The 20,885-nt window shown below is 63.8% G+C and carries 17 protein-coding genes; 4 read left to right on the top strand and 13 right to left on the bottom strand.

Annotated elements, in window-relative coordinates:
* Positions 1-21: 21 nt before the first annotated feature.
* The 12 genes from C0V76_RS08505 to C0V76_RS08560 all read right to left on the bottom strand — a co-directional run bounded on the left by C0V76_RS08505 (position 22) and on the right by C0V76_RS08560 (position 14,489).
* Positions 22-480, bottom strand: a complete 459-nt coding sequence (locus C0V76_RS08505; protein ID WP_101941963.1) for a bacterioferritin — start codon at positions 478-480, stop codon at positions 22-24.
* Between the two features lie 11 nt (positions 481-491).
* Positions 492-1,760 carry a DUF2325 domain-containing protein gene (locus C0V76_RS20205; RefSeq protein ID WP_254048211.1) on the bottom strand — a complete coding sequence of 423 codons (1,269 nt, stop codon included), beginning with the start codon at positions 1,758-1,760 and terminating at the stop codon, positions 492-494.
* 136 nt (positions 1,761-1,896) lie between these two features.
* The gene (gene rpsD / locus C0V76_RS08515; protein ID WP_101941964.1) at positions 1,897-2,508 is read right to left on the bottom strand and encodes a 30S ribosomal protein S4; all 612 of its coding nucleotides are present in this window, start codon (positions 2,506-2,508) and stop codon (positions 1,897-1,899) included.
* 128 nt (positions 2,509-2,636) lie between these two features.
* Positions 2,637-2,828, bottom strand: a complete 192-nt coding sequence (locus C0V76_RS08520; RefSeq protein WP_216821697.1) for a hemin uptake protein HemP — start codon at positions 2,826-2,828, stop codon at positions 2,637-2,639.
* A 10-nt stretch (positions 2,829-2,838) separates the two neighbouring features.
* The gene (locus C0V76_RS08525) at positions 2,839-3,138 is read right to left on the bottom strand and encodes a hypothetical protein (protein WP_101941966.1); all 300 of its coding nucleotides are present in this window, start codon (positions 3,136-3,138) and stop codon (positions 2,839-2,841) included.
* A 68-nt stretch (positions 3,139-3,206) separates the two neighbouring features.
* A complete protein-coding gene (locus C0V76_RS08530; RefSeq protein WP_101941967.1) occupies positions 3,207-3,617 on the bottom strand; it encodes a DUF2149 domain-containing protein in 411 nt (136 codons plus the stop codon).
* On the bottom strand, positions 3,614-4,111 hold the full coding sequence (locus C0V76_RS08535; RefSeq protein WP_101941968.1) for a MotA/TolQ/ExbB proton channel family protein: 498 nt from the start codon (positions 4,109-4,111) through the stop codon (positions 3,614-3,616). The genes C0V76_RS08530 and C0V76_RS08535 overlap by 4 nt, the downstream gene beginning before the upstream one ends.
* Positions 4,108-8,088 (bottom strand): cobaltochelatase subunit CobN, encoded by a 3,981-nt coding sequence (gene cobN, locus C0V76_RS08540; protein ID WP_101941969.1) that lies wholly within the window; start codon positions 8,086-8,088, stop codon positions 4,108-4,110. The genes C0V76_RS08535 and cobN overlap by 4 nt, the downstream gene beginning before the upstream one ends.
* A gap of 1 nt (position 8,089) precedes the next feature.
* Entirely contained in the window at positions 8,090-10,366 is a 2,277-nt protein-coding gene (locus C0V76_RS08545; RefSeq protein WP_101941970.1) for a TonB-dependent hemoglobin/transferrin/lactoferrin family receptor, read from the bottom strand.
* Between the two features lie 327 nt (positions 10,367-10,693).
* Complete coding sequence (locus C0V76_RS08550; RefSeq protein ID WP_158239182.1) at positions 10,694-11,044, bottom strand: energy transducer TonB; 351 nt, start codon at positions 11,042-11,044, stop codon at positions 10,694-10,696.
* A gap of 13 nt (positions 11,045-11,057) precedes the next feature.
* A complete protein-coding gene (locus C0V76_RS08555) occupies positions 11,058-12,191 on the bottom strand; it encodes a DUF1513 domain-containing protein (protein WP_101941972.1) in 1,134 nt (377 codons plus the stop codon).
* A 57-nt stretch (positions 12,192-12,248) separates the two neighbouring features.
* Complete coding sequence (locus C0V76_RS08560) at positions 12,249-14,489, bottom strand: TonB-dependent siderophore receptor (RefSeq protein ID WP_101941973.1); 2,241 nt, start codon at positions 14,487-14,489, stop codon at positions 12,249-12,251.
* 286 nt (positions 14,490-14,775) lie between these two features.
* On the opposite strand from C0V76_RS08560, the gene C0V76_RS08565 reads away from it, so the two are divergent.
* The gene (locus tag C0V76_RS08565) at positions 14,776-15,642 is read left to right on the top strand and encodes a DMT family transporter (protein ID WP_101941974.1); all 867 of its coding nucleotides are present in this window, start codon (positions 14,776-14,778) and stop codon (positions 15,640-15,642) included.
* 148 nt (positions 15,643-15,790) lie between these two features.
* Entirely contained in the window at positions 15,791-18,019 is a 2,229-nt protein-coding gene (locus C0V76_RS08570; RefSeq protein ID WP_101941975.1) for a bifunctional diguanylate cyclase/phosphodiesterase, read from the top strand.
* A gap of 52 nt (positions 18,020-18,071) precedes the next feature.
* On the opposite strand, the gene C0V76_RS08575 is transcribed toward C0V76_RS08570, so the two are convergent.
* The gene (locus C0V76_RS08575; RefSeq protein ID WP_101941976.1) at positions 18,072-19,415 is read right to left on the bottom strand and encodes an extracellular solute-binding protein; all 1,344 of its coding nucleotides are present in this window, start codon (positions 19,413-19,415) and stop codon (positions 18,072-18,074) included.
* A 165-nt stretch (positions 19,416-19,580) separates the two neighbouring features.
* Between C0V76_RS08575 and C0V76_RS08580 the strand changes: the two genes are divergently transcribed.
* Both C0V76_RS08580 and asd read left to right on the top strand, forming a co-directional pair.
* Positions 19,581-19,982, top strand: a complete 402-nt coding sequence (locus C0V76_RS08580) for a hypothetical protein (protein WP_101941977.1) — start codon at positions 19,581-19,583, stop codon at positions 19,980-19,982.
* 52 nt (positions 19,983-20,034) lie between these two features.
* The gene (gene asd, locus C0V76_RS08585) at positions 20,035-20,883 is read left to right on the top strand and encodes an archaetidylserine decarboxylase (protein WP_101941978.1); all 849 of its coding nucleotides are present in this window, start codon (positions 20,035-20,037) and stop codon (positions 20,881-20,883) included.
* The last annotated feature ends 2 nt before the right edge of the window (positions 20,884-20,885 follow it).

The raw sequence follows: 20,885 nt of genomic DNA on the forward strand, positions 1-20,885 counted from the left end.
GCGGCGCTAGCCGGCGGCGGATCATCCGTCGTGAAAGGGATCCAGGTCGCCGGGCTTGCGCAGCATCTTGTTCACTTCATCCAGATGCAGCTCTTCGGCCACGATCATCTCGCGGGCATATTCCTCGAGCAGCACCGATTTGCCTTCGGTGATCTTGAGCAGCTCGTAGTAGCCCGCCAGCGCGTTCTTCTCGTGCTCAAGGCTCTCGCGCAGGATGTCGCCAATGTCGTGCTGCTCGGTTTCCAGCAGGGCGCCAATCTTCAGCGAAGGATGGCCCCCCATCAGCGTCACCAGCTCACCGGCCTTGTGAGCATGGGCAAGTCCTTCCGAAGCGTTGTCCTTGAGCCAGGAGACGATCGGGATGCGGTTGTAGCCGTACACCATCAAGGAGTAGTGGGTGTAGCGCACTACGCCCGCCAGCTCGGTTTCCATGATGCGGTTGAGTGCGGCAATGGCTTTCTTGGTATCGCTCTTGTTCATAGGGGGCTCCGTCAGGTCTGCTGCATGCCGGCAGTCATCGCGCTGCCGCTTACTGCAGTCTGGACCTCATCCTGACTCTCTACAAGCGCATCGCTCAGCAGGCAGCGCAGGCCGCGGGCCAGCCCCGCCGCACTGGGATTCTCGACGAAGGCACAGCGCTTGCCGGTGCGCTTGCAATGATCCTTCACGCGCCAATAGGCGTTGTGACTGATGCAGCCAGTCTGGCAGATCACCAGATCAGCCGCGCCGAGCGCCGAGTCGAGCTGGCCGAAGCGATCCTCCACACCGCCATCGTGATGCAGGAACTGGCCCCCTGCCTGCTCGATGAGCTTGCGATAGACCACCACCACATTCTCGCGGCCGCCCACACAGAGAATGCGATGGCCTTCCAGCGAAGCCTCCGTCGCCCCTTCGTCCGGCGACACGCTCGTGCTGGCAAGTGCCACGCCGGGGGCCGGGGCACTCAGGGCGGCGTCGAGCTCCTTGCGCAGGCGGGCATTCTCAAGGCACAGGCGCGCATTGCGCTCCTCCTGATACATCAGCTGATGCTCCAGGCGACGCCGTGCGGCCTGATCCGGCACCGCTGCGCGCAGGGCTTCGAGTTCTTCGCGCAGCGCGCCGAGCTCGGTGTCACGACTGATGACTTCACTGCGCGTGCGGATCAGCTGAGCCTGCAATTGCTCGAGCTCACCAGCCTTCTCCTGGCTCTGCCGCTCACAGCGCTGCTGAGCAGTCGCCAGGCTGCGGGCGAGTGCCGCGTTCTCTTCCTGCAGGGCACGGTAATGCGCGATATCGAGGCGCAGCGAGGCTCCCGCCTGATGCTGGATCATGTGCATCTGCTGGCTGATGACTTCCGCCAGGATCGGATCACAAGCCGGATGGGTCAGCGTGGCCCACAGCGCGCCGGCTATTTCGCCCGCCGCCACAGCCTCTTGCCAGGCCGCCTCCAGGCTTACCCGATCCGGCAGGCGGCGCAGTGCCTTCACGATGGTGGCGTGGCGTTGATCAAGCTCATCCTGAATCGATTCGGCCAGCCGGTTGCGGCTACGCCCCATCTGCACGGCCGCCGAGTGCAGGGCATAGTCATCCAGCCGCGCCATCTCCGGTGCGGCCTTCACGGCCAGCCGGCGCAGCACTGCCATGGGCAGGCACACCCCGATCACCGGGCAATGCACATGCGAGGCCAGCTCCCACAGCCGGCGCCGCTTCGAACCCTGTTTCAGCACCACCGGCTGGGCGGCCGTGGTGAAGGTCTGCTTGATGAAGTGGGTGCTGAACATGAGAAGTCCTCCAATCGTGACGCCACGGGCCAGAGTGCCCATTCCGTTACAGGCTCAAGCCGATCGCGAAGACCTGCCACTGACAGTGGCAAGGCGTGGCGTACTCGCCAACGAGCGGCTTGGCCCTGCAGCGGAATCAGAGACGTTGGGCGTAGTACTCGACCACCAGCTGCATTTCCAGCGGGAAGGGAATGTCGGCGATATCCGGCAGATGGCTGACGGTGGCCTCGGCCTTGGCCTCGTCAAAAGCCAGCCATTCGGGACGCGTCAGCGCCAGATCGGCGAGACTGGCTTTCACCACCAGCAGCTCGCGGCTCTTCGGGCGAATGCTGATGACATCACCGACACGGGTGCGGAAGGACGGGATGTTCACCGGCTTGCCATTGACCAGCACATGGCTGTGATTGACCAGCTGACGGGAGGCCGGAATGGAGCCCGCAAAGCCGGCGCGGAAGACCACGTTATCCAGACGCCGCTCCAGCAGCTCGGCGAGCTTGGCGCCGGCGGAATCGCGCGAACGCCGCGCATCGGTCACCAGGATGCGCATCTGGCGCTCGGTGAGACCGTAGTTGAAGCGCAGCTTCTGCTTTTCGAGCAGCTGCAGGCCGTAACCGGACTTGCGTTGCTGCTTGGCGCCGTGCTGGCCGGGGCGCTGATCGCGATCGGCGATGGTCTTGCGCGACAGACCGGGGAGATCAACGCCGAGTGCACGCATGACTTTGAGACGGGGGCCGGTGTAACGGGACATATTTGTTTCACTCCTTGCAAAGGGCATGTGGATGACGGGGCGTCAACACGCCCTGCCATGCAGGATGGATGTTCATGGCCGCAGCATTCCCCATCCTGCAAAGAAGGCTGCGGCAGTCATTCATTGGCTCACTTGGTGAGAATCAGCTTTCCGTTGCGCGTGGCACGCAGGGTGTAATGCATGCCCTGATGCTCGATGACCAGAGTGCTGGCGCCACCGAGCAGACTGCGACTGGAAACGATGGTTTCGCTGGCAGGCAGTGAAGCTGCGGCGGAGGCGTTGCGCGGCAAGGGCAGCGCGGGAGCGAGTGCGGTGCTCATGGGCGTCTCCTCAGTGCAGCACGGCATGCTGGGCGCGTTCGGCCAGGGCTCGACGCTGGGCGGCTTCTTCATTCTTGCGTGCCTCCAGTTCGTTACCGAGGCGATGCCACACATCGGCCAGCTCATCGCAAGTGCGGGCCAGCAGCGGATCGGTATCCGGCCGCTCGGCAAGCGTATTGAGGTGCTGCACCAGGGCGCGGGCCTTGGCGCTGCTCATGCCGTGCGCGGCGGAGCAGCTCAGAAGATGCAGCGCGGCCGCCATCAGCACAGCAGGGCGGGCTTCGGCGAAGTCGGGGTCCAGGTTGTTCATCTGCTCACTCCTTGGGGAATTTCGGATCACTGCGAGATCACTGCGGATTGAACTGCGGGTAAAAAACGTCAGGGTTGAACTGCTGCTGCGGGCTCACCGCCCGTGCCCTCGGGCACGTACACCATCGAGCCATCCTTGAGCCGGTAAGCCACTCCGGCCTTCTCTCCATCGCCGCTGCCGATCTGGCCCTTGGCCTGGTAGCGGGTGATCTTCTGGCCTTCCTTCATGGTGATTTCCATGTCCGGTTTGCCGGGATTCTTGATGACGGTGACGTTCTCGGCGCCGAAGGGGTTGGCCGGGCTCTGCGCCACGCTCACCAGCAGCGCGGCGATGATCACGAGGAACACGTCGATCAGGTTCACCACCGACAGAATCGGGTCATCGCCTTCGTCCTCATGCAGGAAGCTTGAGGTGCGCGCCCGGCGCACGGCCGGCTGGGCTGCCACAGCCTGCTCGATGACCGCCTCGGGCGCGTTCATGCACTCACCTGTTGCTGGTTCAGCCACACCATCTCCTCGGCCAGCCAACGGCGGCGCACACCCACGACCAGAAAGGTGATCGAGGCCGCGATCAGGGCCAGGATCACCGCCGAGAAGGCGATGGTCAGACTCATGCCGACATTGCCCAGATTGCCGTCCGACAGCGAACGCAGCGCCGGGCCCATCGGGATCATGGTCGCCACCAGCCCCAACATCGGCGCCACGCGGGTGGCGATACGAGCCTTCTCGAGCAGCTTGTGGGCCGCCACGTCGAGGGCTTCCGGATCCTGCAATCGATGGGCTTTTGCGTGCGCGATCAAGGCATAGCCACGGCCGCTGGCCGGCTGATGGCGGTAGCGCAGCCAGGCCTGGAGGCAGAACTCGCCGAGCGCCCAGAAGGCGTAGAGGAACAGGATGGCGATCAGCAGCAGCACCGGCAGCAGAAAGAGCTGGCCGATGTCATACATCATGGTTTCGAGCGGATTCGGGGTCATACAGTTACCTTGCGAAGAGCTGGGTTGGAAGAAGTCGTCAGGAAGCTACGCAGCGCACCACCGCCAAAGGCCAGGAGCATCAAGGCCCCTCCGAACAGCCAGGCCAGCGAGGCCGGCGGCAAGGCTGGCGGCTCGACCTTTTCGAGCTTCATGCCCTGTACCGGCGGCGGGGCCGGCACCGGCTCGGGTGCTTGCTGAGATGCCGGCGCCGGGGATGCTGGCGCAGCTGCACCCGCTGCCGTGGCCTGCAGGCCGAAGCCCGGCGTGGGCGCCAGCGCCTTGGCCGCTACGAAGTCGCGGAAGGCGGCGTTGTCGCTATGAATGTCGAAGCGCTTCGACAGGTTCTGATAACGCTGGGCAAGCTGCTTGAGGGTGGCTGCATCGGTCTGCCAGTAATCCTTGCGCGCGGCTTCCAGCATGCGTTCGATCATCTGCGCCTGGGCCTGCGGTGCGTGCTGCTCGAACCACTTGTCGAGCCCCATCTTGTACTTGTCCTTGACGTAGACCTCGGCGAATTCCTGCCACTGATCGTCGCGCACGATCTCCGGCGAAGTCGCAGTCCAGCCCCAGAAGTTGTTGATCGAGTCGAGCATGTTCAGCGCGCCGGAATAACCCTCGGCCTTCATGCCCTCGATCCAGCCCGGGTGGAAGTTGCGCGTGCGCAGCTCGGTGGCAAGAAAGCCGGCCGCCGTTTCGGTGCGTGCCGCACGCGGATCACGCAGATTGGAGATCAGGAGTTCTGGCGCCTTGCCGGTGAGATGGCGCACCGCCTGCCCCAGCCCGCCCAGATACTGGAAGGGATCATCGGTGGTGAGCATGCCGTAGAGGTTGGACGAGCGCGCCAGCAGCGCGGCCTCCACGCCCTTCAGGTTCTCGGCATACAGATTCACGCCTTCGAGTTTCTGGCCCCAGGCTGCCTCGTCCGGACCATACGCATATTGCATGCGCGAGAGGTACATCGTGGCGAGTTTGGCATCGGCCTCCTTGCCCTTGCTGGCAAAACTGTCGGAGGCCAGGGTGGCTTCGTTGAGTCCCGTGCCATAAGCGCCGGACTGGTTGCTGAAGATGCGCGTATCAGCCAGTGTCGCCAGCGTCGCTTCGGACAAACCTTTGCCAGCCAGCGCCGCCCGGATCGCATTGGAAGCCGCACGCACGGCGTTGTCCGGCTCGTTCTGGGCGGCGGCGAGCTTCACCGCCTCGGCCAGCCACTTCATGACATTCGGAAAATGGTCGCGATACAGACCCGTGGCCGAGAGCACCACATCCACGCGCGGGCGCTTGAGTTCCTTCGCCGGAATCAACTCGACGCCGGACAGGCGGCCGCCCTGATCCCACTTCGGTCGCACGCCCAGCGCGGCCAGGGCCTGCGCTTCGAGCACACCCGCGTGACGCATGGTTTCCACGCTCCACAGCGAATAGGCGAGCTTTTGCGGGTACTTTCCATGGCGCTGACGGTATTCGACGAGCATCGCCTCGGTGGCCTGCTGGCCGGCTTCCCAGGCAGCCTTGGTCGGAATCTTGGACGGATCGAATCCGTACAGATTGCGCCCGGTGGGCAGCGAATCGGTATTGCGCACCGGGTCGCCGCCGGTGCTGGTCGGAATGAATTCACCATTCAGGCCCGCGAGCAGTCCGGTGGTCTCCGGCGTGGCATCCAGGCTGGTCCACAGGACCTTGGCCCGCTCCACGTCTTCACGCAGGGCCGCGTTGCGAATCTCGCGGGTCGCAGCCCCCTCGATCAGGTGATGGCGCAGCAGGGCAAAAGGCTTGCTCGCGGCGAGTTTTTCGTAATCGACCGCAAACACCTCCTGCGGATCTTCAGGCTCCACACGCTTGTAGAAGTCATTGCCCAGCATGCTCATGACCGTGTAGAGACGCAGCTCGTCGGACTTGTTGAGGCCGAAGGCGTGCAGGCCGTAAGGCTGCAGCTGGGCTGCCAGGGCATGCAGGTGATCGTGCAGGGCGTTGATCCATTGGGCGAAGTCGGCCTCGGCGCGGGCCGGCGTCCAGCCCATGTCCTCGAACAGATGCATCTTCGCGCCGGTACGCAGCAGATCGCGCTTGAGGGCTTCCTTCACACCGCCTTCGTCCTGCTGCAGCCAGGTGTGGAGCTGGTCGTGCATGGCGTTCAGCTCGGTGTGCAGACCGGCCGGGCGGAAGCTCGGGGTCTGGTGGCTGATGATGGTGGCGCGGCCACGGCGCTTGGCCTGCAGCGCCTCGCCCACGTCATCGACAATATAGGGATAGACCACCGGAATATCGCCGAGCACCACGAAGGGCTGATCGTCCATCGACAGGCCACGTTCCTTGCCCGGCGTCCACTCCTGGGTGCCGTGGGTGCCGTAATGCACCAGCGCATCGCGATTGCTGCGCGCCCACAGATAGGCCGCCATGTAGAAGTGGTTCAGCGATTCCTTGGTGGAGTGGTAGATCGCGGCCTCGTGATCTTCCTTGCGCTCGCCACGCGGCGGCACCGGCATGAAGCTCACGTTCCCCAGTTGCAGGCGCGGAATCACGAAACCGGCCTCGCCCTTGTAGCGATAGGCCATCGCACTCTTCTCGGGCTCGCCCCAGCGCGCGATCACCTGCTCGCGCAGGGCAGGCGACTGGGTGGCAAACCAGCGCTTGTAGTCCGCCATCGGCAGCCAGGCCGCGAGGCCCGCGTCGAGCAGCGGCTGGAGCTGGTCATCACGATAGAAAGCCGTCAGCAGGCGCCCCAGATCGCGGGTCAGCGCGTCCTCGTCCCGCGTTTCGGTGCGGTAGCCGGCTGCCTTCATGGCAGCCAGCGTGTTGGCGAGGCTCTTGGGCAGATTCAGGAAAGAGGCCGAGAGGTTCTTCTCGCCCGGCGGATAGTTGTAGAACAGGATCGCAACACGTTTTTCGGCGTTTGCAGTGCGGCGCAACTGCGCCAGATTCATGGCCTTGGCGGCGATCGCGCGCACCTGCGGTGCGATGGCTTCAACCTTGCCGCTCTGCTTGGCAATGGCCGAGGCGATCAGCGGATCCATGCTGCCCGCAATCTCGCTCTGTACCAGGTAGAAAGGCAGATCAATCAGGCGCATGCCCTGCGGATCGGCCTGCCAGTCGGCGGTGTCGCCCCGGCGGTAGGGAATGGCCTGGATCACCGGCACGCCAATCTTTTCAAACTCGGCGCGGCGCCCGCCAGCGTCGTACATGATCTGGTTGTTCACCAGCACATCGACGATGCGTTTTCCGCCCGGCGCGGCCATCTTGAGGAAAGCATCCTCAACCATCATCGGGGTGTAGAACACCAGCGCCCGGCCACCCAGACGCTCGATATCGGCCACCAGCGTATCCACATAGGCCGAGTCCACGGCCGACACATAGGACTGGTGAATCGCGACGCCCACCACCGGCTGACCCGGCTTGCCGGACACCGCCAGCGCCTCGTCGGCACGCGTGGTGACACTCTCGGCCAGCTTCGGGTGGTAATAGGCCGCCGCCGGCATCAACTGCAGCGGCGCAATGCCCTCGGCGCTGCGCAGCTTGAAGACGCGCGCCGCGATCAGCTGGGCAGCGGCCTCCAGATTGCGCCGCCCGCCGTTGCTCACGTAGCGGCGCAGCTCACCGGCCAGCGCTACATCCAGCCCACGCGCCTCTACCCGTTCGTCATCCAGCAGCAGTCGCGCAGCCTTGCGCTCGCTCCACAGCGGCCCCAGCTTGCCGAGCATGAACTCGAGCAGGCCGGGGCGCGGCGTGTCCACGATCAGCAGATCGGCCGTATTGGCAAAGCGGGCCAGGCCCGCCTCATCCAGTTTCTCCAGATAGCGCGCATCCAGCTCGAAGCCCTGCTCGCGCGCGGCACGGCTGAGCACTTCGAACTTGCCGGCCGGTGCCGGGGCAGCCGTCAGCCAGGCCACCTTCGGCACAGCCGCGGATACCGGGCTGACTCCAACGAGGAGTGTGAGGCTGGCCAGAGCCAGCCCGGCGCGCAGAAACTTCAGCAACACAGGCATCTCAATAATCAAACTTCACGCTGAGGGCAAAATTGCGTCCCGGCTGGGTGTAGAACTCGGGCGCCGGATCGGTGGCGGTAAGGCCCGAGCGGCGTACATCGCTCCACAGGTAGTAGGTCTTATCGAAGAGGTTGTTGATGGCCAGATTCAGCTTCACGTGCGGCTGCACCTGCCACCAGGCCGACAGATCGTTCACCCCGTAACCCGGCGTGCGGTAGTAGTTGGTACTGGAAGTGTCGATGTGATCCTTGCCAGTGGCCGCACGCAGGCGCCATTCCGCACCCCATTGTTCCGAGGGCGTCCACATCGCCGCAAAAGTGCCACGCTTGGGTTCGATGCTATTGAGCGGCTTGCCGCTCGACTTATCGTAGCCATGCGTGATCGCCAGGCCCGCCGAGAGACGCAGGGCCGGCAGAGCCTGCCAGTAGCCGCGCCAGTCGCCACCGCGGATCACCACCTTCGACAGGTTCTGATACTTGTAGGTGGAGTAACCCGCCACCCCCTCTGCGCTGCCGCTGGGCAGCAGGGTGTATTCAATGAAGTTGCTGTAGTGGTTTTCATACAGCGCGAACTGGCTGCCCCAGGCGGAGCCGGCATACTTGCTGCCCACTTCAAAGCTGCGGCTGGTTTCCGGCTTCAGATCCGGATTGCCGATCACCGCGTAGCGCTGCGAGCTGTTGTAGAAGTAACGGTTGGTTTCTTCATAGTTCGGGCCACGGAAGCCTTCGAGGTACTGGGCGTAGAGATTCCAGTCCTGGCTCAGGCTATACACACCGGCGAGCTTGGGCGACAGGTGGCTGCCTTCCTTGCTGACGGCCTCGCGACCATCGGTGCGCTTGTAGAGCGGATCGCTCTCCGGCTCGAGTTTGAAGCTGTCATAACGCAAACCCGGGGTGAGCTTGAATTTGCCCAGCGTGATCTCATCCTGCGCAAACAGGCCCAGCTGATCGGTGTGGCCGCGCGGGTACTCCGCTTTTGGATAGCTATCGCCCACCAGCACAGTGGAGGTGGCGCCAGTGGCAAGATTGGTCCAGACCCCGGTCTTGGATTCCTCGGTCTGCAAGCGCAGCAGATCCGCCCCCCAGATCGCCTGGTTCGGCAGGCCGGCCAGCGTGAAAGCCTTCTCCTGCAGCAGATTCAGGCCGGTCTGGCTCTGCTCGTAGGCAAAGCGCTGATTGACGCTGCAATTGGTCGTGCCAGCCGTGGTCGCCGAGCAGGAGCTGGAAGTATTGGTACGCAGCTGGTAGTTCTGGTTGTCCGTCGTCTGGGTCTGCGTATAAAGCTTGGCAGACAGGCGATCGAACCAGCTCGCTTCCGGCATGTAGTCATAATCGAGCACCACACGGTTGCGCTCCAGCGAATCAACGCCGGTATTGGTGGTGATGCGGGACAGGCTCGTGCCATTCCCCACACGCTGCGCATCCACCGCCGTTTCGCCTTCCTTGTGCTCCAGCGTCAGCTTGAAGCGATGCTCGCGATTCGGCGTGAACAGCAGCTTGCCGAGCACATTGCTCTGCTCGTAAGTGAGCGGATTCGGCGCAGTGCGCTGCACGCCCTGAACCCGACTGCTCCCCTGATTGTCAGTTTCCTCGCCGCGCGCATGGCCGACCATGAACAAGCCCTGGAAACGCTCGCCCCCCGCCGCAAAGGAAGCCGTGGCGCGCTTGCTCTTATCCACGCTGTGATAGCCCAGCGAGCCCCCAGCAGCGAATTCGCGCCCCTTGAGCAGATCAGACGGATCAAGGGTCAGGAAACCCAGCACGCCGCCGATCGCATCGGAGCCATACAGGCTGGAAGCCGGGCCACGCAGCACTTCAACCTGCTTGAAGAATTCCACAAAGGGAATGTCGCGGTTGTTGGCGTCATAGTTGGTGGTGCCGGGACTGCGGAAATCCGCGGCGCGCACGCCATCGGTCAGCATCAAGATGCGGTTCTCTTCGATCCCGCGGATGTTCACATGGCTGCCGCCAAAACGGCGCGGGTCGGACGGCACGCTCACGTCCGGCTCATCAGCCAGAACCTCAGCCAGATTGCGCGCCTGGTGCTGCTCGATCTGCTTCTGCGTGACCGCCGTCACCGTACCCGCCACGTCATTGGCATGCGCCTCGGAGCGGGTGGCCGTCACCACCACCGTCCCCAGTTGCGGCTCACTGGTCTGCTGGGCCATGCCGGCCAGAGGCCAGGCACACATCACGGCCAGCGCCATGCGCTGCAGCCTGAATTGTTCTTGTGCAGCCGCAGCCGCGATTCGCCCGATGTTCTTGTGTTGCTTTGCCATGTCCACGCCTATCCAGAAAAGATCGCTGGCTGGCTGGTATCAATCACCGCTGGCTTGCGCTAATGACCCGGCACGGCTGGCAGACCGCCCCCGGCCCGCCAGCCCGGTCGCGAGAGAGAGGCGCGACCGTATCCGGATCAGCCGCAGAACCAGACAGGTCGTACGGCTTGAGATGAATTATATCTAAATGAGAACGATTCGCAATATATTTTGAGTGTAAATTCCGCTCGACCTCCCGCCTGAAACACGCCGCCAAGCAAAAGGCCGCGCTCCGATATCCGGAAACGCGGCCTTGAGGGCCAACCGTATTGAGTTTTGGGACGCTACTCAGCGCTGCAGGGGCAAGATCACACTGACCGGCACGGCCTGCCCGTCCACTCGCCAAGGATGGAAGCTGGCCTTCCAGACCGACTGCATCGCCCCTTCATCGAGATTCGGCTGGCCACTGCTCTGGACCAGACGCACGCCACGCACGTCACCCGCCGTATCCACATGCAGGCGCAGGATCAGGCGCCCCTTGGGCGGGCCATCCATCAGGCGATAGTTGTAGACGAGCGGGAAAGGTTCGCGCAGACGCATCTGGAAGATCGATACCTCGCGCTCAGGCCAGACATCCTCCGGCGTACTTGCGCACGCAGCGAGCAGCGACACCAGAGCGGTCAGCAAGACCCGCGACACGCGCCCCATCCGCTCAGGCCTCCAGCAATTTCCAGTGATTGTCAGGCGACATCGGAATCGGCCAGGCCAGCATCTGGGCTTTCTCACGCAGATGCCAGCGCGCCGGGCCCTTCTCGCCTGCGATCAGGAAACCGCCTTCTTCGTCCGGGCCGGATAGCGCACCGGCGCGGAAGAACTCGCCGATCAGGGTCAGGCGGGCCGCCTCGCCCGGATGCCACAACAAGGCCTTGCCGGAGAGCTGGGCACTAAGAATGAATCCGCCACCAGGGCCAGCCATGATGTCGCCGGTATAGCCCTCACCAAGAGGAGACTGGCTCGGGATGGCGAGATCCTTGCCGTTCCAAACAGCCAGCACTGGCGCTTCCTTGCGCCGCTCGGGATCGGCATGCTCGCCCTGCAGGGCGATGCCCAGCAGGGTTTCACCCTTCGGCGTTTCGTTCCAGGCCAGATGACGCATCGACAGGCGCGCATCGCGCAGACGCCACTGACCAAGCACTTCACCATTGACCGGATTCAGGCGCACCAGCGAGGAATCCATGTCGTCGAGCTTGTCCTTGCGTCCTTCCGGGGTGTAGCGGATCCCGCCGTTGGGAATCAGCAACATGCCTTGCGCATCGACCGTGATCTGGTGCGGGTCCATACCACGCGTGGGCCACTCTGCGACTTTCCTGAGGGTCGCAATGCTGCGCACGCTGACCCAACCCTGGCCGCTCTTGGGCTCGATCTCGCTGGTAAAGAAATGCTGGCCATCCGCGGCCAGTTCGATATGACCGCCGGAAACCCGCGCGGACTCCGCGGCCAGATCAAGCAGCGCCGCCCGCTTGCCTTGAGCATCCGCACGCATGACCCACAGGCCATGGCGATAGGCCAGGGCCAGATAACCGCCGTCAGCAAGGCCGAGCAAGCCATGTCCGCGCGAAGAGACCGGCAGCACGGATTGCAAACGGATCGCCGCCCCCGCCCAGTCGATCTCGATCACGCCCACATAGTCGCCAGGTGCGCCGCTGAGCGGCGCAGGCAGATCCACCGTGCTGCGCCAACCGGCCAACAGGCGGGTGGGGCGTGGCATGGCCGCTAGCGCAGGCAAAGGCAAGGAAGCTGCAGCGAGCATGGCGGCCGCGCTGCGCAGGAAACTGCGTTTATCCATCAGAGACTCCACAAAGCAAAACGGGCCCGCACTTGGCGGGCCCGACAACGATAAGACTCAGAACTTGTAGGACGCGGTCAGCTCGAACGTGCGGCCCTTACCGGGGATGTAGTGACCACGGTAAACGTTGTCCGCGTACAGCTTGTTACCCAGATTGGTGCCATTGAGCTTGAGGGTCAGGTCGCGCGTGGCCGCATATTCCACCATCGCGTCATAGGTCAGATAACCCTCGACCTGATTGGTGTTGATCAACTGCGGGTACATCTTGGTCCGCCCGGCCACACCGGCACCCAAACGCCAGTCAGCCGAAACCTTGTAGGTGGACCACAAGGAAGCCTGATGCTTCGGGATCAGGCCGGGGCGCTGGCCCACCTGCTCGCTGCCGGTCAGGGCACCCTTGGAGATCTTGGCCACAGGGATCCAGGAGTAGGACAGGTAGGCCTCCCAGGCCGGCGTGATGCGACCCGCCAGGTCAAGCTCGGCACCCTTGGTGTAGCGCTCGCCGGACAGGACGTAGTTGGTGGCGTTCACGGTGTCGGTGTCGGTATTGCGCTCGTTGTACTTGGTGGACTTGAACAGCGCAGTGCGCACGCTCATGTCGCCGCCAAAGAACTCCAGCTTGCTCCCCACTTCAACGTTCTTGCTCTTCTCGGGATCGGTGTTGCTGCCCAGCGCATCGTACTGATAGGTATCACCCGAGGTGTTGAACGAGGTGCCCCACGAGAAGTGGAACGAGGTCGCCGCGCTCGGCTGATACATCGCACCAAAACGCTTGCTCGGCATCTTGTCGTGACGGCCACGGTTCGCAGTGACCGTCCCGGCGGTCGCACCGGAGGTGCCCCAGGTCCGGTACTCGCCATTGGCGTAGTCGTAACGCAGACCACCGAGCAGCTTCCAGTTTTCAGCGATCTGCACGAGATCCTGGAAATAGGCGCCAGCGGAGAGATAGTCGAAGTCAGCACTGCGCAGCTTCTGACGCAACTCCTCGGTCACTCCGGAAGTGCCGTCATCGTCACCGAGGGTAGTGTTGCTCTTGGTGAGGTTGACCCCGGCCGGGGTGACGAAACCATAGGTATTGCGGCGCTCATGGTTGATATCGACACCGGACAGGATCTCGTTTTTCATGCCCAGTAGCGTGAGCTTGTCCGAGTAATCACTCTGCAGGCTCTGCACTTCCAGATCCATGGCCTTGTTGTTGCTGCCACGCGTCAACACAGTGTTGTCGCTGATATTGGACTCGTACACCGATTGACGATTAGGTTGGGCACTGGCCGCAGCAAAACGCACCGCGCTGGCACGCTGGTCGCGGTTGTACTGGCCGGCACGGAAAACCGTCTTCAGCTCAGCCTGACCGGAAAAGCGGTGGATATGGCCCACGGTGCCATGCAGGATGTCACTGTTGGCGTAATCGCTATCCACTCCGTAGTAAGCGGACGGATCCTTGTCGATCAACCCAAGCCCGGAGGTCTGGGCGTCCGGCGCCAGCCAGGGCAGGCCGTAGTTGATGCCATTGCGGTTCTTCAGGTAGTAGAGCGAAGCGGTAAACTCATCGCGTTCGCCAATCCCGTAGCGGAAATTGCCGGCAGCGCCTTCCTTGTCAATCGAGGAACCCGATCCGTTGTTCTCTGCATCCGCCTTCATGGCGGTCAGGCGGAAGGCCGAAGCCTGCCCGGTGACGATGTTCAGATCAGTCTCCAGGCGCTTGTAATTGCCCGTACCGTAGGTGAAGTCCACCTCGTTCTGGTCCATCAGGAAAGCCTGCTTGCTGACCTGGTTCACTACCCCGCCGGTGGAACCACGGCCGAAGAGCATCGAAGCCGAGCCGCGCAGCACTTCGACGCGGTCATAGTTGAAGGTGTCGCGCTCGTAGATGCCGGGGTCGCGCATGCCATCAATGTAGATATCACCACTCTGCTGCAGCGAGAAACCACGCAGGCGGATGTCTTCCTCGCCGCCTTCGGCCGCCAGGAAGGTCACCCCAGCGGTCTGGTGCAGCACATCCTTGAGGGTATCCAGATTGCGGTCATCGATCAGCTTTTCGGTAACCACCGTCACCGACTGCGGAATGTCGCGCAGCGCCTGCTTGCCCTTGCCGATGGTGGTGGTAGTGGCCTGGTAGGTACTCTTGGCCTCGATCTCGACCGGCTTGTCAGCCGTCACACGGACCGTGCCGAGAGTCTTCTCGTCTGTTTTGGCGGGGGAGGTCTGAGCCAGCACGGACTGGCTGGCTGCCAGCGACATCAACGCAAGATTGACCGCCAGGGCAAGGCGGGACACACGCAAGGAATTCGGGCGCATTGCAACTACTCCGGAGTGAGGGTCTGCGGGATTGCCGGAGTCGAAGCCCGGCCTTTGACAGACCGTTGGCACCCCGGGTTCTATTTTTGATCCGTTTTTGCGAATCGTTCGCATTTGTACTTTATTTTACAAAAATGAACAAGTCGTTTCTGCGTCTCTTGCAGGGGCACCCACATACGTGTTGCGTGCATGCTGCGCAGCCCCCTCAAAGAGCCATTCCGCCGCATTGACCCCAGCCACTGACCACGGCTAACGTGAGTGCCTTCCCCGGCCTTCGCCTCCTGTCATGTCTGCGCTCAACCTCGCCCGCCTGATCCTGCTCGCCGCCATCTGGGGCGCCTCCTTCCTGTTCATGCGCATCGGCGTACCGGTATTCGGGCCGGGCAAGCTGATCCTCCTGCGGGTGGGTCTGGCAGCCGTGTTCCTGCTGGCCCTGGCGCTGTACTGGCACAAGCCGGCCCACTGGCGCGCCAACGGGCGGCACTATGTTTTCATGGGAGTTTTCAACTCCGGCCTGCCCTTTCTGCTCTATGCCTTTGCGGCGCAGACCCTGAACGCCTCCCTGCTGGCCATCATCAATGCGGCCGCACCGATCTTCGGTGCGCTGGTCACCCGCTTCTGGCTCGGTACGCCGCTGAGCCGGGGTGCGGCCATGGGCCTGAGCCTGGGCTTTGCCGGTGTGGCCCTGATCGTGGGAAGCGAAGCCGGCACGCGCAGCGATGGTGCGGCACTCGCGGCCGGTGCGGCCCTGCTCGCGCCGCTGTGCTACGCGCTGGCCACCAGTTACGCGAAGAAACACGCCAGCCACATCCCATCCTTCGATCAGGCCCACGGCAGCATGTGGGCCTCCAGCTTGTGCGTGCTGCCCCTGGCGCTGCTGATCCCGGCACGCAGCGTGCCGCAGGCAGGTGACTGGCTGGCCGTAACAGCCCTGGCACTGATCTGCACCGGCTGGGCCTACCTGATCTACTTCCGCCTGGTCAGCGAGATCGGCCCAGCTCGCACCCTCACCGTGACCTTCCTGATCCCGGTCTTCGGCGTGCTGTGGGGGGCGCTGTTTCTGGGTGAACACATCAGCCTCACGATGCTTGCCGGTGGCGTGATCGTGCTGGCCGGCACGGCACTGGCCAACGGCTGGCGATCGAAAGCCTGAGTGCCGGTGCACGCTCTCGTAAAACGCTGGCTGGGAGTCTGTCGAAGACCGAGTACATGACAATCAAAAGATCGTAAGCAGATGCCGAGGGCGGTTCAGAAACGGGTGGAAAGGCCGTTAGTGGGCAGATACAGCTTATTTCCGCACCGTGGACAGCACAGCCCTCTCCCTATCCGCCGACCTCACCCTGAGCAGCATCCTGATCGTGCTATGGCTGGTACGCCGGGAAGACCTGTACGCGCTGCTGTGGGGAGGCGGCCAGATCTTGATCAGCCTGGCGACTCTCGGCGGCCCCGTACTGGCGCTCCACAGTCCCAGCGTACGCGGCCTGCTAATGCTGTGCATGGTGCTGGGCATCGCCGGCTACGGTTTCGGCACCCGGCATTTCTGCGGTCTGCCGTTGCACTGGCGCCGTGGCGCTCTGGTGCTGGCCGTACTCACACCGGCGATGCTCGTGCTGGCCACCCTCTCCCCCGCCCTCGGGCGCAACGCGGCATTCCTGTGCCTCGGCGGCGTATTGCTGTGGAGCGCGCTGCAACTCCGGCGCTGCGACCGGGCCTATCACCTGCTGGCCTTGCTGCTGCTGCTGCGCGCCATGCTGAATCTGAGCGGCCCGTTGCTCTTGTGGCTGAACGACTCGATCGCTCCGATCCTGGCCTTGGGCTTCTTGCTCAAGACGGCCTCCAGTCTCGGCCTGATCCACGCTGTGCTGCGCGAGTCGCAGGCCCTGTTCCGCGCCACCATTGATGGTCAGGGCAATGGCTTCCTGATCCGCAACGAAGCCGGCGAAATTCTGGCGGCAAACGACAAGTTCGCCCAACTGATCGGCCGCCAGCATGCGCAGGAACTGCTCGGGCGCAACATCAACGACATTGCCTCGGGCCGCAGTGCCGCTAAGGCCCACGAATGGTTCCTGCGGGTGACGGCCGCAGGCGCGCAGATCCCACTCATCAGCGAGGATGAGTACATCATCCGCGACGGCCAGCGCCTGCCGGTGGAACTGATCAGCAGCCCCTGCCGCATCCGGGGCCAGCTCAGCGTACTGACCCAGATCCTCGACATCTCGCAGCGCAAGCAGCAGGAACAGGCGCTCGTGCAGGCGGCCAACATCGATCCGGTCACCGGCCTGTTCAACCGCCCGGCCCTGCAGCGCCACCTGCAGACAGCACTGATCCTGTCCGGCCAGAGCGCCAGCGCCTGCAGCGTGCTGCTGATCGATCTCGATCACTTCAGGCGCATCAACGATACGCTGGGACATTCGGTGGGCGACGAGCTGCTGCGTCTGGTCGGCCAGCGCCTACGCAAGCTGGCCGGCAGCGAGGATGTACTGGCCCGCTTCGGCGGCGACGAATTTGTGATCGTCTCCAGCCAGCTGGATCTGGCGGCTGCGGAGGAAACCGCCACCCGCCTCGCCCAGCGCATCCTCGACGATTTGCGCGACCCCTTTGAACTGCCGCCCTTCCGGGTCGCCATGGCTGCCAGCATCGGCATCGCGCTGAGCCCCGCCCATGGTACGGACCCGGAGAATCTGCTGCGCGCAGCCGATTCCGGAATGTACGCAGCCAAGGATAGCGGACGCGGACGCCTGAAAGTCTTCGAGGAGGCCTTCAATACCCTCGCCCGCGACGCCTTGCTGATCGACGAAGCCCTGCAGCACGCCATCGCCCGCAACGAGTTCCGCCTCGTCTATCAGCCCATCGTCGAGGCGCGCAGCCGCAAGCTGAGCAAGGTGGAGGCACTGATCCGCTGGAGCACGCCCAGACTCGGTTTCGTCGGCCCGGATCGCTTCATTCCGATTGCCGAGGAAAGCGGCCTGATCGTGGAGATTGGTTGCTGGGTGCTGCAGGAGGCCACCCGCCAGGCTCGCAGCTGGGCTGATGAAGCCGCCGGACCGATCTGCGTGAGCGTGAACGTCTCCGCCGCCCAGTTGGTCGATCCGGATTTCCTGCTCCTGCTGCGCGAATTCCTGGCCCGTAGCGGCGCAGCGCCCGACGAGCTGGAAATCGAACTCACCGAGCGGGTGCTCATCGACGAAGCCGACACGGTGATCCGCGTCATCGACGCCGTCAATGCCATGGGCATCGGTGTATCGCTCGACGATTTCGGCACCGGCTACTCATCGCTGAGCTATCTCACCCGCTTCCACCTGCAGACCCTGAAAATTGACCGGGCCTTCGTGAACGGCATCGAACGCAGCGAACGCAATCTCGCCCTGGTCCGCGCGATCATCGCCATGGGCCACAGCCTGGGCATGAAGATCGTGGCCGAAGGCGTGGAAACCGAAGAGCAGGCACGCATGCTGACCGAACTCGGCTGCGAATACCTGCAGGGCTACCTGATTTCGCGGCCGGTACCCGCGGCAGAGATCAGGCGTTAAAAAGCCCGGGGGCCTTGCGGCGATCCCGGGCTTTCAGAACGGCACAACAGACTCAGTTCAGCTGGCCTGCCGGCATGGTCGCCAGCGGGCGGCAGCAGCCCTGCTCACCGGCCTTGATGCGCTGCACCGCGTCGTCGAGGCCCTGCTTGGGCGGCTTCTGGTCGGCAAACACGGCTTCCATTTCCTCGGCCAGAACACGGCGCACACCGCGACGGTGGGCAAAAGCAGTGGCGTAGGAGAAGCTGGTCACCGGCTTGTAAGTGAGCTGGCTGATGGCCACGCGCTGGGCAACCAGCTCATCACGCAACAGCTTGCTGGCCTGGGTGGCCAGCAGGCCGGCTTCGCTCAACGGCAGGTAGCCCGAATTGAGCTGCCATTCCACCTGGCTCTGGGCCGACAGCCAGAAGCGGATAAAGCGCGCCGCCAGCTTGTATTCGGCCGCCGATTTGCCGGAGGCCACCCACAGCGCCGGGCCATCCGCCCAGGTATTCTGCGGCGCGCCATAGGCATCGTCGTGATACGGATAGCCGCCCACACCCACTTCAAAGCCAGCTTCACGCACGAGGGTCGGGTAAGCGCCGGAAGGCGCAGCCAGCACGGCACAGTCACCGCGGGCGAAGCGCGCTTCGCCTTCATTGCCGCGGCCGAAGTAGTGCAGGTAGCGGGCCTTGTACCAGGTGCTCATCTTGGCCAGATGCTTCACCTGAATCAGGCCGTTGACGGCGATCTGCTCGTTCTTGCCGCCCGTGACGAAGGCCTGGTTATTCCAGGCGCTGGCGTTTTCGAGCAGGGTGGACACGGGCTGAGAAACCGTCATCGGGCAGGCCTGACCGGCAGCCACCAGCTTGCCCAGCACGGTCTGCCAGTCGTTCCAGTTCTTCGGCAGATTGCTGCCATTGATGCCGACCGCTTCCAGTGCCTTGACGTTGTAGAACATCACCGGTGTGGACAGGGCGACCGGCAGGGCCTGCAGGCGCCCGGCGCTGTCCAGCGAGGAAGGCACCATGACCTTCACGTCACCCGGACGCAAGGTATTGAGCGGCTCGCGGGCGTCTTTCATGACCTGCCACAAGGGCTTGAAACGCGACGGGCCGCTCAGGAAGTTCTCTTCATCCGCTTCCGCCACGATGCTCAGCACCGGCTGGGCACCTTCGCTCCAGTGGCGCTCGCTCAGCATCACCGTGCTGCCGGGGTTGGCAGCATTGAAACGCTCGACCAGCTTCAGCAACTGGGCGCCCTTGTCGGCGCCGAGGCCATGGCTCAGCTCGATCTGAACCGGGGTGGCCGGAGCCTTGGCGGGTGCCGCCTTGGCAGGCGCGGCATGAACCGGCATGGCCGCTGCGGCCAGCACGAGGGACGTCAGCAAGGTGCCGGCGCGAAGGGGGAATTGGGTCATGAAAAACTCCGAAAGCAGCAACAACAGAGAGCCGGATTATAGGCGCCGCCCACGCCCCTCCCAAACCCGGAACGCGCAGCGCGGTCCCCGGGTGACGGACGGTTCAAGTCCTCCCCGCCGGGTGACGTTATTGCTTGCAGGACATTCTCCTTTCGGACCCTTGCCATGACACGCGCTCGCCTGACCCTCCCTTTGCTCCTGCTGCTCAGCCTCGGCGCCTGCGAGCAACTGGGCATTCCCGACCCGGCCAAAGATGCAGCGGCCAAGGAGGCGGAAGGCAAGGCCATTGGCAGCGCTTGCCGGCATGCCGGGCGGGCACTGGAGGATTGCTACACCCTGAATCCGGGCGGGCATAAGGCGGCCATCTTCGCCGGCTGGCGCGAAATGAACGATTACATGGCTGAGAACAAGATCGACACCGTGAAGCCCGAGCTGCCCACGCTGGGTGCGATGCCCAAGAGCAAGGCCAAGACAGAAGAAGAGGCGGGCACGGAAGAAGCCGCAGCGGAAAGCGCGCCCAAAAGCAGCCGCCGTCGTAGCTCGAAGGCCGCCACTAGCACGCACTGAGTGCGCCCTGGCAGCTACAATTGCGGCCCTGTCTGCTCACCTCGCCGCTGCCATGTCCGATCGTCTCAAAGTCCTGCCCCAGCATCTGCTGCCCAAGCAAATGCTCACCGAACTAGCTGGGCGCTTCGCCAGCAAACCGCTGGGCGGGCTGACCAGTGCCGTCATCCGCTGGTTCGTCGGCCGCTACGGCGTGAACATGAGCGAGGCGGCCAATCCGGATATCACGGCCTACCCGACCTTCAATGAATTTTTTACCCGCGCCTTGCGTGAGGATGCCCGCCCGCTGGCCGATGCACCGCTGATCTGCCCGGTGGATGGCGCCATCAGCCAGTTCGGCGCGATTGCCGGGGATCAGGTGTTCCAGGCCAAGGGGCACAACTACTCGACCACCGCCCTGGTCGGCGGCGATGCCGAACTCGCCAGACAGTTCGACAACGGCAGCTTCGCAACCCTTTACTTGTCTCCGCGCGACTACCACCGCATTCACATGCCAGCCGCCGGCCGCCTCACCCGCATGATCCATGTGCCGGGTGAGCTGTTCTCGGTGAATCCGACCACCGCACGCGGCGTGCCGGGTTTGTTTGCACGCAACGAACGGGTGGTGTGCGTATTTGAGGGGGAGGCCGGACCCTTTGTGCTGGTGCTGGTGGGCGCCACCATTGTCGGCAGCATGGCCACGGTATGGCATGGCGTGGTGAATCCGCCGCGCGTGAAGGATGTGCGCGAATGGCGTTACGACGGGCAGGATATCCGTCTGGCCCAGGGCGCCGAGATGGGGCGCTTCCTGCTCGGCTCCACCGTCGTGATGCTCTTCCCGCAGCCTGGCGTGAGCTTCAATCCGGCCTGGCTACCGGGTGGCGCGATCCGCATGGGCGAAGCCATGGGACACACCGGCGCCTGAGC

Source organism: Uliginosibacterium sp. TH139 (genome assembly GCF_002855595.1).
GTDB classification, from domain to species: Bacteria; Pseudomonadota; Gammaproteobacteria; order Burkholderiales; family Rhodocyclaceae; genus Uliginosibacterium; species Uliginosibacterium aquaticum.

Bases quoted from the DNA above. Each gene is read 5' to 3' on its own strand.
- C0V76_RS08505 (WP_101941963.1), bottom strand. From the start codon at position 480: ATGAACAAGAGCGATACCAAGAAAGCCATTGCCGCACTCAACCGCATC.
- C0V76_RS20205 (WP_254048211.1), bottom strand. From the start codon at position 1,760: ATGTTCAGCACCCACTTCATCAAGCAGACCTTCACCACGGCCGCCCAG.
- rpsD (WP_101941964.1), bottom strand. From the start codon at position 2,508: ATGTCCCGTTACACCGGCCCCCGTCTCAAAGTCATGCGTGCACTCGGC.
- C0V76_RS08520 (WP_216821697.1), bottom strand. From the start codon at position 2,828: ATGAGCACCGCACTCGCTCCCGCGCTGCCCTTGCCGCGCAACGCCTCC.
- C0V76_RS08525 (WP_101941966.1), bottom strand. From the start codon at position 3,138: ATGAACAACCTGGACCCCGACTTCGCCGAAGCCCGCCCTGCTGTGCTG.
- C0V76_RS08530 (WP_101941967.1), bottom strand. From the start codon at position 3,617: ATGAACGCGCCCGAGGCGGTCATCGAGCAGGCTGTGGCAGCCCAGCCG.
- C0V76_RS08535 (WP_101941968.1), bottom strand. From the start codon at position 4,111: ATGACCCCGAATCCGCTCGAAACCATGATGTATGACATCGGCCAGCTC.
- cobN (WP_101941969.1), bottom strand. From the start codon at position 8,088: ATGCCTGTGTTGCTGAAGTTTCTGCGCGCCGGGCTGGCTCTGGCCAGC.
- C0V76_RS08545 (WP_101941970.1), bottom strand. From the start codon at position 10,366: ATGGCAAAGCAACACAAGAACATCGGGCGAATCGCGGCTGCGGCTGCA.
- C0V76_RS08555 (WP_101941972.1), bottom strand. From the start codon at position 12,191: ATGGATAAACGCAGTTTCCTGCGCAGCGCGGCCGCCATGCTCGCTGCA.
- C0V76_RS08560 (WP_101941973.1), bottom strand. From the start codon at position 14,489: ATGCGCCCGAATTCCTTGCGTGTGTCCCGCCTTGCCCTGGCGGTCAAT.
- C0V76_RS08565 (WP_101941974.1), top strand. From the start codon at position 14,776: ATGTCTGCGCTCAACCTCGCCCGCCTGATCCTGCTCGCCGCCATCTGG.
- C0V76_RS08575 (WP_101941976.1), bottom strand. From the start codon at position 19,415: ATGACCCAATTCCCCCTTCGCGCCGGCACCTTGCTGACGTCCCTCGTG.
- C0V76_RS08580 (WP_101941977.1), top strand. From the start codon at position 19,581: ATGACACGCGCTCGCCTGACCCTCCCTTTGCTCCTGCTGCTCAGCCTC.
- asd (WP_101941978.1), top strand. From the start codon at position 20,035: ATGTCCGATCGTCTCAAAGTCCTGCCCCAGCATCTGCTGCCCAAGCAA.